We start from the raw sequence: 15601 nt of genomic DNA on the forward strand, positions 1-15601 counted from the left end.
TCTTGAATAGATTTCTTCATTTATTCACATAAACATTTCACTGCAGCGAATTTTCTTTATTCTCTTTTACAATTCAATTAGTATTATTTCTGCTTACCGGAAAATTTAATTTTGACCTCTAATACATTACAGAATTAAACCCAATACCATTCCAGTGAATCTGAGCACATCTGTTTTACATAAAGCATATGATAATATTATAAGACTATGAAAGGAATGCTCAATATGTATAATGGGCATAAGGAGTTCCCATGTCCTTACTACGGTAATACACCGATGTATAACGCTTATAATATGTATCAGTGCCCGTACTTCGCTAATACCCCAATATATAACCCCGATTTATGGAACCAGTTCCCTAATCAATATCTTCCTTATATCGAACAACCCAATACTAGTAAGCCAATTGTACTAAAAGATTATGGACCTAACCCGTTTGTAGTTGATATTGAGGAAGCTACCAAGCAGAACAATAACTTCCGTCTTGCTTTATGGACAGGATGCCATCTTCAGCTTACTTTGATGAGCATCAATGTTGGTGAATACATAGGTTTGGAAATTCATCCCAACCTTGATCAATTCATACGTATTGAAGAAGGTCAAGGGCTTGTTAAAATGAGTGATAGAAAAGATTGTTTGGACTTTCAAAGAGAAGTATATGATGATTATGCGTTCATCATACCCGCCGGTAAATGGCATAACTTAATCAATACAGGCAATAAACCGCTTAAATTATACTCTATCTATGCACCACCTCAGCACCCATTTGGTACAGTTCACGAAACTAAAAAAGATGCAGAAGAAAACCATGGGCACTAATATCAGAATACATTCAAAAATTAGCTTTTAAAGTCACATTACAATAACAATCTAATAGAATATATTAAAGGATGCACATTTTCGAACTGTCCTTGGGAGGTGGGATTGTGATAGCAATCTTTTTCTTTTTGATTTATATTGTATTACTATTTTTCATTTTTAAATCTTTGAAGGTTCAAGGAAGACGAAAAGAAATCATATCAGAAAGGTACAGTAAAAGAACAGCTAGTCTTGGCATAATGACTGCGCTTGCTGTAATATTTCAGGAGTCTCCTGTTTTTCTTCCAGTGGCAGGCCTAATGCTGTCACCGCTTAGCAGTCTGCCAATAGCCATTGGAACTCTTCTTTATCTTGAAGATGCTATACTAATGTTTTTAGGTACTGCAGCTCTTGTTTCTGCTATTCATATTGAAGAGGCAATTATTTTTATATTTACAACTGGTCCTATAGGCTTGACATTATCTCTAGTAGTAATGAGTTACAATCGAAAATGGAGAAAGATCTGGATTCCAAGCTTAATCTTAACCAGTGGTATCTCAATACTAACCTTTGTTATTGGCATATCTGATCTGGCAGAAGCTTTTAATAGCCTGGATATTGCTTTTGCTTATAGTAATAATCTTTTCCTTTAGTATCGTGTATTCTTATATCTGGATTTTTATTGTTTTGAAAGTGAAAAAATATGTGCTACTACTTTCCAAATTATATAAAAAATTACATTAGGTTGATTGCTATATTCGTCCATAAAAAATCCTCCTATTTAATAAATTCGGTGTACATACACACTGAACACTCAATCTGAATATGATGAAGTGTGTGTATATTATATACAACAACCATTATGTAAGGAGGCAATGATAAATGTCAAACGGATTTTTAGGTGGAATATTGGATAATGACACTGTACTATGGTTTATTGTCCTATTTCTATTGCTTTTCTGGTGTAACAATTTCTATGGATACGGCTGTTCCACTGCTAAAACAGCAGTTGAATAAGTGTTAAAAATTGATGTTATATAAGTTGAATTAAAGATTTGAGTCGGAACGGCACAGGGGCCGTTCCCTACATATAACACCAAATTCCATTCATACCGGATTTGCAACTCGTAGGGAACGTCCCCCGTGGCGTTCCGTTGACTTGTAATATCCAAGTATTTAATTCAACTTATATAGTTGATAAAATTTATATGAAATGCTTTTAACTTACCCAATGAAAAAAACTGGAGAAATGTTATGTTAAATCACTAATTTTCGAAAGGAGGTACAAAAATGGCAGACGTACAACAAGGTTATGGTGCATTTGGATTTGGATGCGGCTTTGATTGGATCTGGTGGCTTCTCATCATCCTGATCTTCTTCTGTTTCTTCTGCGGAGGTTTTGGCGGATTTGGCTACGGATATGGATGTCAGAAATAAAACAATTCATTATCGGAATGTATACTTATAGAGGGAGCAGAAATCTGTCTCCCTCTTAGCTTATACATATAATACCGCAGCCGAACCGTTATTAGAGGTCGTATTACCACAACTCCTCTGGACATTGTATATGCATTGTTAATACTGTCAAATTGAACTAGTTTATACTATGTCTATCCATAATACTTGGTATATTCAGTGAATCAAAAAAATCTACCAGTTCAGGTAGGCGGGCCGCTCCACCGACACCCACAATAATCACCTTTAAGCCTCTGTCTAATTAATCATATTTTATGGCTTTAAAGCTGCTTTGATACAGCTATTATTTTTTTACAAAAATTTCATTATTGTATTTTATGAATTAACATTCGATTTATTGTAAAAATATATATTGGATTGATTCATAAGGGGAGGCAAATAATTATGACAGTTAGTTCCCAAGTAAAACAAACATTAGCTTCTATAAAAGGTGCCCAAAGCACCTTAAAAATTTACGCAGCACAAACACAGAGCGATGAGACAAGACTTGTATATGAAGATGCAATAAATAAAACAGGCGATATTATAAGAGATTTGGAAAAAAGAGTACAAACACTTGAATACCAAGAGCCACAATACAAAGGCTTCTAAGTAAGGAGAGTTATATATGAAAGACTGGCTAGATATATTGCTAAGATCTGCTGCATTATTTTTTCTATCTATCGTTTTTATTAGAATACTCGGAAAGAGAAATGTGGCAAAAATGACTCCTTTTCAGTTCGTTAACTACACGGTTATTGCCCTCATTACTGCTCTCATTTCTGTGAAGATGATTACAAATCTGGCGTTTGGATTTATTGCTTTAGGTGTATGGATTATTCTGTCTTTGGCTTTAGACTACCTATCTCTAAAGAGCAAATTATTTCATGATGTAATAAACGGCAAGGAAACCATTTTAATAAAGCAAGGAAAGGTTATGGAAGAAAACCTATCACAAGTAAGACTTACAGGTGAAGAACTTCTAAGAGAGCTTAGAACAAAGAATGTATTTAATTTGGCTGATGTTGAATTTGCCATCATGGAGACTACCGGTGATATAAATGTTCTATTAAAATCAGATAAAAAACCAGTTACATCTTATGACTTAGGAAGAAAAGTAGCACCGCAATCCGAACCGCAAACAGTTATATTAGATGGAAACATACTAAACGAGCCTCTTGCAAACCTAGGGCTAAACCAGCAGTGGCTGAATATGCAGTTAGAAAATATGGGTTTGTCACTAGATAATGTATTTATAGGACAAGTTGATTCATCTGGGGATTTATATGTGGATCTCTTTGATGATGCTATACAACTGCCCCAGCCTAAAGTAAAAGAAATGCTCTATGCAAATCTTGAAAAAGCTCAAGCAGATTTGATAACCTTTTCATTAGAAACAGAAAATAAATATGCAAAGATGATGTATTCGCAAGATGCGGATAAGCTTAAAATGGTTATAGAAAGCTTAGAACCATATTTATTACGATAGAAGGTGATAAAATGTCCAGTAAAAAAAACAAAAAGCTAACGCCAACGCAGCAGCAGTACCAAGCATTTGCACAGGCTAGAGAACCAAAACGTCCTGTTGTAACAAACTGTATCAAAGCTTTTTTTGTAGGAGGCATTGTTTGTACCATTGGGCAAGCCTTACAGATGATGTTTATAAAGTATTTTAACTTTACTGAAACGACAGCAGGCAATCCTACAGTTGCAGTTTTAATCATTATTTCAGTAATACTTACCAGTCTTGGTGTATACGACCATATCGGGCAGTGGGCAGGTGCAGGTACTGCCGTACCCGTAACAGGGTTCGCCAACACAATGGCATCTGCTGCTATTGAACACCGAAGTGAAGGATATGTATTAGGCGTAGGAGGCAATATGTTTAAATTATCCGGCTCGGTTATCGTTTATGGCGTTTTTTCTGCCTTTGTAGTTGCTTTAATAAAAATAATCATTAAGGCATTAGGGGGAATGTAAATGATACAGGGCCATCAAACATGGGTATTTGAATCTAAGCCTGTTATCGCTTCCAGTGCAGCTGTAGGCGGGCCTTTTGAGGCAAAAGGACCATTAGCTGGTGATTTTGATAAACTACATGATGATATATGGTTAGGGCAAGATAGCTATGAGAAAGCTGAAAAGAAACTATTGGAAGAAGCTTGTGAAACAGCTATCCATAAAGTAGGAAAGAAAAAAGAAGACATACAGTTTTTTCTGAGTGGAGACCTGATGAACCAGATTATTTCCAGCAGTTTTGCCGCACGCACTTTAGGTGCTCCCTACTTAGGACTTTTTGGGGCCTGCTCCAGTGCTATGGAAGGACTAGCCCTCGCCTCCCTCATTATAGATAGCGGATTTGGTGATAATGTTATAGCGGCAGCCTCCAGTCATAATGCAGCAGCTGAAAAGCAGTTCAGATATCCTACCGAATATGGAGGACAAAAACCCCCTACTGCCCAGTGGACAGTGACTGGAGCAGGGGCGGGACTATTAACAAGACAAGGTGAAGGACCTAAGGTTACATCTGCTACCATTGGACGGGTAATTGACATGGGATTATCTGATCCTTTCAACATGGGAGGTGCAATGGCACCTGCAGCAGTAGATACTATTGAGGCCCATTTCAGGGATTTAAATCGAGAACCTTCTTATTATGATATCATTGCAACAGGTGATCTGGGAAGAGTCGGACATCATATTGCTGCGGATTTACTAGCCGACCATGGTATAAAAATAAAAAATGAAATTCTAACCGATTGTGGTGTTTTAATCTACAAAAAAGAGCAGCCGGTAATGGCCGGAGGCAGTGGGTGCGGATGCAGCGCTACAGTTACCTACGGACATTTCTTAAACCGTATGAGGAAAGGCGAACTTAAAAAGATTTTAATTGTTGCAACAGGGGCTTTAATGTCACCCCTCTCTTATCAGCAAAAAGAGAGTATCCCCTGCATCGCCCATGCTGTATCCATAGAAGCATAAGAGGAGGACGAGTAGATGGAAAAATTTATTTGGGCTTTTATAGTAGGTGGCGGTATTTGTGTTGTGGGACAAATATTGATGGATGTGTTTAAGCTTACGCCTGCACATATGACCAGTTCATTAGTAGTTGTAGGTGCTGTATTGGGTGGACTTGGATTATATGAGCCGCTAATAAAGTTTGCCGGAGCAGGAGCATCCGTGCCTATCAGCAGTTTTGGAAACTCACTGGTAAAAGGTGCACTGCAAGAAGCACAAAAAAGCGGAATAGTGGGAGTGCTTACAGGTATATTTGAAGTTACCAGCGCAGGTATTTCAGCTGCAATTATTTTTGCTTTTATGGCAGCCTTGTTAGCCAGACCAAAGGGCTAAATACTTTTAAAAACGCTTTTTTCGGAAGGAGGTGATGATATGACAGTAGGAACTCAAATGCAGCAAGCTATTGCAGGGGTCCAAAGTGCCGCAGCAACAATGGTTACTTTTTCACCTTTATAAGCAGGAAAAGCTTAATATTTGTCGAATATTTTCCAATAATGCCAGCGTGATCCTGCAGTCATTACACATGATACTGCAAAATACCAGCAATCTATCACAGTTTTTTATCTTTAAGATTTTCTGTCTGCTCGCTTTAGAGAACTCAATTTTATGGAGATAGTGAAGATGCTTTTGCTTTATTTCCGTATCTCCAGTCTCTATATACTGTACATATATAATACCGCTATTGTATAAATTGGCTAGCTCGTTCATTATGCCTCACCTCATATCAGTCCCATGCTTAAATATCTTTCTCCAGTATCAGGAATAATTGAAAGCACTCTCTTTCCCGGCTCAAGTTTTTGAGCTATCTGCAAAGCAACAAAGGTTGCTGCTCCGGCTGATATACCTCCTAATATTCCTTCCTTACATGCTAACGTTTTTGTTGTCTCAATCGCCTCTTCGTCAGTAACCGGTCTTCTATAGAAAGGCTTGAAGCTAGTACTATTTTTGAAATACCAATTGTTTCTACTATGTACCTGATTGCCTCCTCCGGGTTTTTCTCCGCATATTTCGTATTTAATGTTCCAAAATTTAATTGCTTCACCTTTGCTCTCCTTTCAAGACCAATTTTAATTCCAATTATTCTTATCTGTTTGGTGTTATTTTGACCGACAACTTATCTATCGTCAATATTTTTAGAATTTTTTTTATTATTTCCAGTTCTGTATGCTAGAGAGTTCTCTACGGATTTCCTCTATAACAGCATGAAGGATCTTTTTTCAAAGTACTGTTAAATCTTGAGCGATCACAGAACTTGAGAAAAAGATCCTTCATATCCCTTCCTATAGAAATTAAATTGTATTAAATTTAAACTCATTCAATTAACTAAATAATTTGAAATACAAAAATACTGCAATTATTATATTGGGTAATGCAAATAATGTAAGAATTCTTGAGTAAGCTTCAAGCTCAAGTAGTTCCTTACCTTTCTTTTTATTTTCTGATCTCACTCTGGCTGTAAGTATTAGTGAAAAGTTTTTAAAAACACTTGCTACCAACACTGAAATAATAGCCATTACAATAGATATTCCAAAAGAAATATACCAATTCCCGGTTACAAAAGATAAAATACACCCTATCAGAGCAATAATAAATCCAACAATAAAAGCAATAAGCATATTAAATACTCCTTAAAATCTTTTATTTTCCGAATATCCAGTGCAAATAATTCACATTCATACCGGTTAGCTACTTTGACCAATAGGTTGGACGAACCAGCATACTGGGCAGCTTTGTATGTGAATCACCCTTAGCTGTGTTGATCTGAGCTTGGGTAAGGAAAATGCTGTTTGCGAGATTAGCTCCACTAAGCTCTGCATCCCGCAGATCAGCCCCGATAAGATCAGCCCCGCTCAAATCGACTCCTCTAAGGTTTGCCGCAATAAGACAAGCTCCCCTCAAGTCTGCACCTCGAAGATTAGTTTTTCTCAGATCTGCGCCAAAATAGTCTAACGACCGAGAATGTGTATTCTTATTTATTGAAGAAGTGTTTTTTTCACCACGTGCTTTAGTACGTACTAGATCACTGGTATTTTTAAGCAGTTTGTTAACCTTGGTTCGATGAGCCGTTACATCCAGTGCTAGTATAGCATCAACATCGAGAAAGGTAAGCTGTTCCGTACTTTCCCACAATGAGGTTATCTCCTCTTTTATGCCCTCATCCGTTTGCAGCATAAATGCTTGAGTAAGATACCATAACATTTCATGAAGCTGCCTCATAATCAAAAATGAATCAAACATCTTTTTAGCTGATTTAGGTACTTGCCGCCAATCCTGTCCACCAAAAGTAACTTGAGCTACCTTTTGACCGGCACCAAAACAGTCATAAGCTATACAACCCTTAAGCCTCTTATTCCTAAGGTCTTTATGGATAGAACAGACAAAGTCCGGTTGCAAGTTTATACAAGGCTTTCCGGCCTCTTTATCGGTTGGGAAACCTTCCGAAGCCCAAAAGTACAATGCTACACAGCATAAACCAAAGCATTTTTTGCAATCAACTCGTAATTCATTATTAAGTTTATCTTCATACATAGAAGTCATATCCATTTACCTCATGCTAGAAAAATACAAATAATTTATACTTTTGATTATATCATAATTCTAATATTAACTTCTACAATATTACTCTTAATACTATTTATCTATATTCAATCATAGTGTGAAATCAAATATTTAAAGCATTTTTCGGAGGAATAATCCTTCCAAGCAGTCATTTGCAAATAGTGTATAGAATATTATACCTCGAATACGCTTGGCATATTCGAGGTATAATACAATATCAAAGTTATTATTTATGTATTTCCAACTGCGTTTTGCATAGCTGCTCATATAACCCGCCCAATTGCAGTAGATCTTCATGGGTTCCCGACTCAACGATTTCTCCTTCTTTTAAAACTAGAATCCTATCGGCTTTTTTCACTGTGGATAGTCTATGGGCAATCACGATGATGGTCTTGCTCCCTGCTAATTCCTGTATGGCCTGTTGTATCTGCTTTTCAGTCTCAACATCAACAGCGGCGGTTGCTTCATCCAGTATTAGAATCGGCGTGTTTCGCAATACAGCTCTCGCAATGGACAAGCGCTGTTTTTGTCCTCCCGACAGTTTCACACCCCGTTCTCCGATAATAGTATCATACCCTTGCGGCAGCTCGCTAATAAAGTCATGAGCCCTCGCGATCTTTGCGGCTTGGACGATATCTTCCAAAGAGGCCTCTTTACTTCCATAAGCAATATTATCCGCAACACTTCCGTTAAAAAGAAATATATCCTGAAGTACGATACTAATTTGATTTCTTAGAGAAGAAATCGTGATCTCCTTTATATCCGTCCCATCTAACAGAATTCTGCCGGAAGTCGGATCGTAAAACCGAGCTGCCAAGCTGATGATTGTTGTTTTTCCTACTCCTGTCGGCCCTACCAACGCAAGCATTTGTCCTGATTGAACATGAAAGCTGACATCTTTTAAAACCGGCTTGGAAGATACATACTCAAAATCCACATGCTCAAAAGTTATTTCGCCCCCGGCTTTTGCTATCTCTTTTGCATTTTTTTGATCAACGATATCCGGCTCTGTATCAAGCAATTCAAACACTCTTTCCGCCCCGGCTGTAGCTTGCTGTAAGTCTTCAATGACTCTTGCAAGGGTAGTAATAGGCTGGTAAAAAAGACTTAGATATAATATAAAACCTACAATATCCGCCGGAGATATGTAATGCCGCATAGCCAGCCATCCTCCAAAACCCACCACTACCACTGTCCCGAACGCACTAACCATTTCAACCGCCGGATGAAATATCGCGCTTAGCTTTAGCGCATGCAATATCGCCGATGCATACTTTTTTGCTCGTTTATCCACTCTATTTTTTTCTCTGATCTGCTGATTAAACACTTGAATCTCTTTAATCCCGGAAATATTGTCCTGTACAACTGCATTTAACTCCGCCAACGTACTTTGTGCCTCTCTAAAGTTCGGTAAAACCTTTTTAGTGAACCACCATCCCCCTATCATCAAAAAAGGGATGGGAATAAGTGCTAAAGCTGCCAGGTAAGCATTGATCACAAATAAAATGGTGGTGATACCGATAAGAATTAAGCCGTTTGTAATCAAATCCGGAACTGCATGGGCGATTAACACCTCAAATGTCGCCGTATCATTGATTGTTCTAGACATAAGCTGTCCGGTTTGTTTGTCATGATAATACCGCAAAGACAGTTTTTGCAGATGTTCATAAACCATCGTCCTCATATCCGCTACCAGTTTCCACGCAGCAACATGGCTCAAATATCTATAAAAGTATGTAAAAACAGCTCTCACTACATATGCAGCGACAAGGATCATCACGGTATTTTGAATAACAAGCATTGCATTCATATCTTGCTGTTCTGTCAATATTCTGATCAATTCTTTCACAAGCCAAGGCGTTACAAGATTTAGAGCGGTAATCGTCAGCAGGCTGAAACCTGCTATCACTAACAGCCACCAATATGGACGCGCGTATTTTATTAACCGAATAATGTTCTTCATTTAACTCCTCCTAAAAACTCATACAGTTCTACAGCATTATTAAGAAGTATAACAAATCTCATATATTTCTTCAATATAATATATTCACACAATCACTTACATCTAATGCTCATATTTTGTTGAACTTAGATTTAAAAAGGGTTAAAATATATATATTATAAATTACAGAAAGTGAGAACAAAGTATGCCAAACAAAATAAGCACTCTTCACAAAATAAAGATTCTAAAATCTCTGAAAATTGAAACAGAGAAAGAACTTGCAGCAGCAGCGGATAAAAACGTTATCAATGATTTAAATGAAAAATTGAATCTCCTTGAATTGGATTTGCAAAAAGAAGTCCAGTCCTTTACCAAATAATTTAAATGTCTGCTGTATTAAAATTTAGAGCTGCCCTCTTGAGGCAGCTCTTTTCCTACTATTTACGTGAAATATTGTATCTTCCCATTAGGATAAAGCTCTGTGATAAGATTGCTGATATATTCCTTCATTTCGGCAGCTTCTTCCTTTGGATAAACATATTTTGTTCTGCCATATTTGCCGAATTTCAACGCTCTTTTGCTTTCATCCATATCCAACTTGGTATTAGGGAATCTTTTGAGGATGATCTCCTTTGCATTGCTTGTAAAACGGTGCTGAATGAGTTCAAATGTAATGGTTTTATTGTTTTCAGCAGAAATATGGTCATGCAGCATTTCTATCAGTTTTTTATATCCGTCTTTCCAACCTTCATGTAATATGATAGGCGCGATGATAAATCCCAATTCATATCCCGCATCCTGTATCTTTTTTGCTGCTTTAAGCCTTTCTTGAAGTTGTGCCGTTGTATGCTCAAAATTGCGTATCACGTAGTCGGAATTAATTGAAAATCTGAATGCGGTTTTGCCATTATGCTTGGCATCCAGCAAGCTGTCGACATTTGAGAACTTTGTTACTACTCTTAATATACCCTGTTCAAGCGTTCCAAAATGTTCAATAGTTTCTTTTAACGCTCCCGTAATATGTTCCAATCCCAGCGGGTCACCGGTGCTTGCCGCTTCAAAGCTGGTAACTTCAGGCAATCGTTGCTCTATATATTGATCAATAGTATCGAAAAGCTCATCCATATTCACATAAACACGTACATACGGCTTTTTCCCTTGTGTAGTATATAAATAGCAGTATTCACAATTCCCGGGACAATTGGTTACTAAGGAAAATTGATAATGAGCAGATGGCTTGCAAACTTCTAATTTCATACTCTTTTTTGTACCCACCACAAGAGTTTTTCTCGCATTGGCAAATTGAGCTCTCTCTGTCTCACCGGGAATATCCCTTACTTGACTATGAGAGGTCGTTTTAAGAACAGGTATATTATTCGTCTTACAGTAATCATATATTTTTTTACTCATAGGATATTCCATAGCGGATGGCTCAAAATATACTCTATCCGGCTTCCATAAATTCATCTATATTCCTCCAATATATATGGATTTTTAAAATATATTGCATTCAAGTAAATATCATAATTCTATTACACATAAACAATCGACCTGATAATATATTTTGCAAATCCCGTATATAATATCAAACAATTTATATTTGCCGCAAAAAAACAGCATAATGAATATGCTGTTGCTGAGTATTCTTATTATATTTTTACCAGATCCTTAATCACTTCTCCCCCGATAATCAATCCTGCAACCGAAGGCACCCACGCTGCACTTCCGGGTATCTGCCTGCGTACTGTACATGTACGTTCTTTATTGGAGCATATGCAGTCAGTCCTGCATGTATTATCCAATTCCAGCGGCGTTAAAGGTTCTTCTTTTGAATAAACTACCTTTAAAGAAGTGACATTCCTTCTTCTTAATTCCCTTCTCATCACTTTTGCCAATGGATCAATAGATGTCTCATATATATCCGCAACTTGAAATTGTGTAGGGTCTAATTTATTTCCTGCTCCCATACTGCTCATCACCGGAATACCCTTCTCTTTTGCCCGGACAATCAGATCAATCTTCGCCGTAACCGTGTCAATAGCATCCACTATGTAATCCGTATCATCATGTATAAGACTCTCGGCATTTTCAGCACTATAGAATTCCTGATATACCACTACTTCCGCTTTAGGATTAATATCCAGAATCCTTTCTCTCATCAAACTTACCTTAGGCTTGCCTACTGTCTTCCTAGTCGCATGAAGCTGCCTGTTTAAGTTTGTAAGACATACGGTATCGTCATCCACCAATACAAATTTTCCAACACCTGATCTTGCTAACGCTTCTACAGTAAAACTTCCGACTCCGCCGATACCGAATATCGCAACTTTTGACTGTGATAGCTTTTCCAATCCTTTTGTACCCAATAATAACTCTGTCCTTGAAAATGAATGCAACATGTTAAATCCTCCATTATATAAAAAATTGCAAAATATAAAAAGTTGCCAAGCAAAATGCCGGCAACCCTAATTGCGAGTATTCAAATTTAACTTCCCCACCGAGCCGTGCCCTAGGCATATTTTAAACCTGCCCTAGCAGGTGGGTGTCCTCCTGATTGTTTTATATTTCCCCTGGCCATAATGGGGGGCCTATATGCCACACTCAGAGTACGGACTCCCTTTAAAATAGTGTTGGTTCAAAACACTGCCTCAACCACGCACACAGCAGGGATTTATTAACTTCATCATAGCACAAATCATTTATATTTTCAAGTGCCAATGATTAGTGAAAATTTTACTAAATTTATGCCGAAGTCTCTTGTTTGCTCGTACTCACGATATTCCATTTTCCGCATCTGTCTCCCCAACGCGCAATCGGTTGATTATCTGAAAGGATTTCCACCACTTCACACATATTGGAGCAGTCCTGACACTCAAAACTTTTCGCTTTATATTCCCGGTCCACCAGTTCAAAACCGTAAAAATCCGTACTTCCTTTTTTTCTTACTTCTTCTTTCGCAAGAACTGCTGCCCCCAATGCACCCATTACATCGAAATACTCCGGAATAATGATTTTCTTTTCAAGCTGTCTTTCAAATGCGGCAATAATACCGACATTGGCTGCTACGCCTCCTTGAAACAGAATAGGCTCAACGATCTCTTTTCCTTTTCCCAGGTTATTTAAATAATTTCGAACCAACGCCTCACAGAGGCCATTGATGATGTCTTCAGTATTCTGTCCGGTTTGCTGCTTATGAATCATATCGGATTCAGCGAATACCGCACAGCGCCCCGCGATTCTTACGGGAGTGGTAGACTTTAACGCATATTCACCAAATTGCTGGATAGGAATATTCAAACGTGATGCCTGCCTGTCCAGAAATGAACCTGTCCCTGCGGCACAAACAGTATTCATGGCAAAATCATATACCACACCATCCCTTATGATAATAATCTTGGAATCCTGCCCTCCGATCTCTAATATGGTGCGTACATCGGAACAATATTCCAGTGCAGCAACGGCATGGGTAGTGATTTCATTTTTCATGATATCCGCTCCTACCATCACGGCTGCCAACTGCCGGCCGCTTCCTGTAGTTCCTACGCCGTTAATTCTGTAACTTTCTTTCATTCCGAGTTTTAGAGTTTTTAACCCTTCTTTTAATGCTTTTATTGGCTGACCTTGGGTTCTTATATACAGTTTCTCAGAAACCTTACATTCTTCATCTATCAATACTAAATTCGTACTTACCGAACCAACGTCAATTCCCAGATAATATGTATTCATTTACGGCAAAGCCCCTTTCTCTTCTTCTTACAAGCATATCTGTGAAAGCTTCTATCCTGGTTTTATATCCGGCCTCTCCGGTTAATTCATCAATAATCAGCGTCAGTATGGGAATATTCAGATCATTACTCACTGCAGGCAATATACTTTCCGCGACAATTTCCGGCATACAAGTAAAAGGATACACCTGTATAACTCCGTCGTAACCTTGCTGCGCATATAGCACACTGCTGCCTATGGTCTCCTGCGCATGACCTCCGATCATCGAATTCAAATACGGCTCAGCCGCTTTTTCATATGGCCTGTTTTTTCTTAAATGTAATGCCGGCTTAATCATATGTTCAATAATCCAACCACTTATATTCAGCGACCTGTCAACTTCTATTCCCATATCCCCCAACATACGCTCAATTTTAAAATTGGTAAAAGGCTCAATCACCGTATATATTTCTCCTACAATCCCTATTTTTAAAGGTTTAAATGATTGGTCAATATCTATCATATTCAGTTCTTTCTGAGCTGCATGAATAAGCTTTATGATACTATCCGGGCCATGTACTTTATTGACCTGATGCTGAAATTTACGCATGACCCAGTCTGTTTTCCCTTTTACTTTTTCACGAGGCCTTGTATGAAAGGAAAGCTTATCCAGTCTATCCAATTCCACAGCTACTTTCGTAGCTTTATTGATAGCCATGGGTACCTTCAGCATGCTTTGAGAACCAATCAGCCTCCTAATCCTTCTGAAAAATTCTTTTATATCACCATCGGGCATTTCCAAAGTAATCATTTCTACTTCATAGCCCAAATCCTTAAGTATTTCTTTTTGTACTTCGGCGTAATATCCGAATCTGCAAGGGCCGCACCCACCTGTCATGACAATAGTATCCGCCCCTTTTTCCATAGCTTCTATGAAATTCCCGATATTCACCTTTAACGGCAGACATGCCATTTCAGGCGCATGCTTCGTGCCAATCTCCAACGTACGCTTACTACATGCAGGAGGTACAATAAACTCTATCCCTAAATAATCAAACAGTGCTTTTACGACAATATTTGTATTACCCATGTGCGGAAATGTTGTTTTCATTTCTTTTCCTCCATCTCACCATATCGATAAATGCCTCCAGACGTGTATTCACTCCTGCTTCACCGGAATGCTCATCAAGTGTCAATAAGAAAAACGGCCGATTTCCTGCTCTTCTGATTTTTCTTTCGCATAAATCAGCTACAAATGCGTCAATTCCACATCCGAAAGACATGATATAGATGATCCCGTCTATATCATTTTCATTCATCAAATGACAAGCAGTACCCATCAGGCGTTTTCCAAAAGTCCAAAACATTTTCTTGGGTAGTTTTTCAGCTTGATCAAGGATGATTTCTTCATCAATCTGCTCAGGTGTTACTACTGTTATTCCCTGCTGCTGAAGCTTCAATATCAAATCCATACTAATATAACTGTCGTATAGATTATAAACATGACCTATCAAACCTATACGTAAATTTCCGGTTGGTACAGGTGTTGCTTTTTTATTATCCAGCAATTCAAAAGGATATTTACCCTTATGCAGCATTCCAGTGTATTCATCTTGTTTTTGCAGCGCTCTGCGGTATGCTGCATCAATCAACCTTTTATCTTTTATAAACACATGGCCGATCTTCATAAATGCTTTATATATCTGTTCTTTTGATTTTCTCATGTTTATTTCCGTATCGATGATAGGTGGAAGTCCTTTAACAGAGTATTTGACCATCTCAGGCAGACCGCAGAATTTCGGACAGATATATTCGCTTTTTGATACGCTCTTTAATCTTGGAATAAATATATAATCCACTTTATCTTTTAATGTTTCTACATGTCCGTGAAAAAGCTTCACCGGCAGACAAGCCTCGTCCACGCAGCTCTTCACTCCTTTATTCAAAATGTCTTTTGTCGTTATATCAGAGAGGATCACTTGAACCCCCAATTCTTCGAAGAAGGTCTTCCACATCGGATAATATTCATAATATAACAACGCTCTTGGAATACCCACTTTTACAGTCATCTTTTCACCTCAACTCTTTTATCCTATCATTACCTTCATGTATTATTGGTATTTA

20 protein-coding genes and 1 other RNA gene are annotated in these 15601 nt (G+C 38.0%); 10 read left to right on the forward strand and 11 right to left on the reverse strand.

Annotation, left to right across the window (positions count from 1 at the left end; genetic code table 11):
* The first annotated feature begins 225 nt into the window (after positions 1-225).
* The 9 genes from QKW49_RS05360 to spoVAE all read left to right on the forward strand — a co-directional run bounded on the left by QKW49_RS05360 (position 226) and on the right by spoVAE (position 5604).
* Positions 226-819: a cupin domain-containing protein gene (locus tag QKW49_RS05360; protein ID WP_282866524.1), complete on the forward strand. Its 594-nt coding sequence runs from the start codon at positions 226-228 to the stop codon at positions 817-819.
* A 107-nt stretch (positions 820-926) separates the two neighbouring features.
* Complete coding sequence (locus QKW49_RS05365) at positions 927-1451, forward strand: hypothetical protein (protein ID WP_282866525.1); 525 nt, start codon at positions 927-929, stop codon at positions 1449-1451.
* A 229-nt stretch (positions 1452-1680) separates the two neighbouring features.
* Positions 1681-1815, forward strand: coding sequence for a hypothetical protein (locus QKW49_RS05370; protein WP_282866526.1), 135 nt, complete (start codon positions 1681-1683; stop codon positions 1813-1815).
* A 273-nt stretch (positions 1816-2088) separates the two neighbouring features.
* Positions 2089-2235: a hypothetical protein gene (locus QKW49_RS05375; protein WP_282866527.1), complete on the forward strand. Its 147-nt coding sequence runs from the start codon at positions 2089-2091 to the stop codon at positions 2233-2235.
* A 423-nt stretch (positions 2236-2658) separates the two neighbouring features.
* Positions 2659-2865 carry a DUF1657 domain-containing protein gene (locus QKW49_RS05380; protein WP_282866528.1) on the forward strand — a complete coding sequence of 69 codons (207 nt, stop codon included), beginning with the start codon at positions 2659-2661 and terminating at the stop codon, positions 2863-2865.
* A 16-nt stretch (positions 2866-2881) separates the two neighbouring features.
* Positions 2882-3742 (forward strand): DUF421 domain-containing protein, encoded by an 861-nt coding sequence (locus QKW49_RS05385; protein WP_282866529.1) that lies wholly within the window; start codon positions 2882-2884, stop codon positions 3740-3742.
* 11 nt (positions 3743-3753) lie between these two features.
* Positions 3754-4233 carry a stage V sporulation protein AC gene (gene spoVAC / locus QKW49_RS05390; protein WP_282866407.1) on the forward strand — a complete coding sequence of 160 codons (480 nt, stop codon included), beginning with the start codon at positions 3754-3756 and terminating at the stop codon, positions 4231-4233.
* A complete protein-coding gene (gene spoVAD, locus QKW49_RS05395; RefSeq protein WP_282866530.1) occupies positions 4234-5235 on the forward strand; it encodes a stage V sporulation protein AD in 1002 nt (333 codons plus the stop codon). It begins immediately after the preceding gene.
* A 15-nt stretch (positions 5236-5250) separates the two neighbouring features.
* A complete protein-coding gene (gene spoVAE, locus QKW49_RS05400; protein ID WP_282866409.1) occupies positions 5251-5604 on the forward strand; it encodes a stage V sporulation protein AE in 354 nt (117 codons plus the stop codon).
* A gap of 117 nt (positions 5605-5721) precedes the next feature.
* Here spoVAE and QKW49_RS05405 read toward each other — a convergent pair whose 3' ends face one another.
* The 5 genes from QKW49_RS05405 to QKW49_RS05425 form a co-directional block, all read right to left on the reverse strand.
* Positions 5722-5979: a thioredoxin family protein gene (locus QKW49_RS05405; protein ID WP_282866531.1), complete on the reverse strand. Its 258-nt coding sequence runs from the start codon at positions 5977-5979 to the stop codon at positions 5722-5724.
* A gap of 160 nt (positions 5980-6139) precedes the next feature.
* Entirely contained in the window at positions 6140-6313 is a 174-nt protein-coding gene (locus QKW49_RS05410; protein WP_282866532.1) for a hypothetical protein, read from the reverse strand.
* Positions 6314-6590: 277 nt separating this feature from the next.
* The gene (locus tag QKW49_RS05415; protein ID WP_282866533.1) at positions 6591-6887 is read right to left on the reverse strand and encodes a hypothetical protein; all 297 of its coding nucleotides are present in this window, start codon (positions 6885-6887) and stop codon (positions 6591-6593) included.
* Positions 6888-6957: 70 nt separating this feature from the next.
* Positions 6958-7809, reverse strand: coding sequence for a pentapeptide repeat-containing protein (locus QKW49_RS05420; RefSeq protein WP_282866534.1), 852 nt, complete (start codon positions 7807-7809; stop codon positions 6958-6960).
* 247 nt (positions 7810-8056) lie between these two features.
* Positions 8057-9793, reverse strand: coding sequence for an ABC transporter ATP-binding protein (locus QKW49_RS05425; RefSeq protein WP_282866535.1), 1737 nt, complete (start codon positions 9791-9793; stop codon positions 8057-8059).
* 184 nt (positions 9794-9977) lie between these two features.
* Here QKW49_RS05425 and QKW49_RS05430 point away from each other — a divergent pair, with 184 nt between their 5' ends.
* Positions 9978-10151: a hypothetical protein gene (locus QKW49_RS05430; protein WP_282866536.1), complete on the forward strand. Its 174-nt coding sequence runs from the start codon at positions 9978-9980 to the stop codon at positions 10149-10151.
* Positions 10152-10213: 62 nt separating this feature from the next.
* On the opposite strand, the gene splB is transcribed toward QKW49_RS05430, so the two are convergent.
* From splB to QKW49_RS05460, 6 genes are all read right to left on the reverse strand, one after another.
* Positions 10214-11239, reverse strand: a complete 1026-nt coding sequence (gene splB / locus QKW49_RS05435) for a spore photoproduct lyase (RefSeq protein ID WP_282866537.1) — start codon at positions 11237-11239, stop codon at positions 10214-10216.
* 182 nt (positions 11240-11421) lie between these two features.
* A complete protein-coding gene (locus QKW49_RS05440) occupies positions 11422-12171 on the reverse strand; it encodes a tRNA threonylcarbamoyladenosine dehydratase (RefSeq protein WP_282866538.1) in 750 nt (249 codons plus the stop codon).
* 88 nt (positions 12172-12259) lie between these two features.
* Positions 12260-12445, reverse strand: a non-coding RNA gene (ssrS, locus tag QKW49_RS05445) — 6S RNA.
* A gap of 69 nt (positions 12446-12514) precedes the next feature.
* Positions 12515-13498: an acyl-CoA dehydratase activase gene (locus QKW49_RS05450; RefSeq protein WP_282866539.1), complete on the reverse strand. Its 984-nt coding sequence runs from the start codon at positions 13496-13498 to the stop codon at positions 12515-12517.
* Positions 13473-14588 (reverse strand): CoA protein activase, encoded by a 1116-nt coding sequence (locus QKW49_RS05455; RefSeq protein WP_282866540.1) that lies wholly within the window; start codon positions 14586-14588, stop codon positions 13473-13475. Before QKW49_RS05455 ends, QKW49_RS05450 begins: the two co-directional genes overlap by 26 nt.
* The gene (locus tag QKW49_RS05460) at positions 14560-15546 is read right to left on the reverse strand and encodes an acyl-CoA dehydratase activase-related protein (RefSeq protein WP_282866541.1); all 987 of its coding nucleotides are present in this window, start codon (positions 15544-15546) and stop codon (positions 14560-14562) included. The genes QKW49_RS05455 and QKW49_RS05460 overlap by 29 nt, the downstream gene beginning before the upstream one ends.
* Positions 15547-15601 lie beyond the last annotated feature (55 nt).

Source organism: Petroclostridium sp. X23 (genome assembly GCF_030013905.1).
In the GTDB taxonomy this organism is placed as follows: domain Bacteria; phylum Bacillota; class Clostridia; order SK-Y3; family SK-Y3; genus X23.